Source organism: Microbacterium sp. P5_E9, from assembly GCF_054049175.1.
This window is the reverse complement of the sequence record NZ_JBFUMV010000075.1, coordinates 1-671: the sequence shown is the minus strand read 5'-3', so window position 1 is coordinate 671 and position 671 is coordinate 1. Positions and strand designations below refer to the sequence as shown.

1 pseudogene is annotated in these 671 nt (G+C 62.7%); it reads left to right on the top strand.

What is annotated here, in order from left to right:
* Window positions 1-613, top strand: a pseudogene (locus ACXJ3V_RS20295) (hypothetical protein); the annotation flags it as partial.
* Window positions 614-671: the final 58 nt, after the last annotated feature.

Here is a 671-nt window from a genome sequence, read left to right as displayed (position 1 = left end):
GGCCGTGGGCCTGGTGTACACCTCGTACTACAAGGAAAACCTGGCTACCGATGACTGTGACCTGCTCGCGCAGAGCGCCAGTTTCCCGATCGCCGTGCGCAACGCGCAGACCATCACCGAGGCGCAGAACGAGATGGACCAGGAACTTCTCGCCGGCCTGAGGGCGAGGGGATTCAAGGTCGATTCCGGCGAGGACGGGACCGGCTACCTTATCAAGATTCGTCGCACCCATGCCGGCTACTACTTCAACTGCGGCTGCTCGGACCTGATCGTCGAGGGCAAAGTAGGTCTGCTTCAGTTCGAAGACATTGAGAAGTTCGTCGCCGACGGTGCCTTGATGAAGGACGGCCGGGTCGAGAAGGCGGACTTGCTGGTCACCGCCACCGGATACCAGCCGCAGCAGGAAGTCGTGCGCCAGATCCTGGGCAGCGAGGTCGCCGACAAGGTGGGCCCGATCTGGGGCCTCGACGGGGACAACGAACTGAGGAACATGTACAAACCGACGGCGCAGAAGGGACTCTGGTTCTTGGGTAGCGGCTTGTCCCAGGCGCGCATGTACACGCTCTACGTGGCGCTGCAGATCAAGGCGCGCGAAATCGGCCTCGTGGCCTGACGCAGGAGGATGTCGCAGATGCTGGATCTCACAGGCAAGGTGGCCCTCGTCGCGGGCG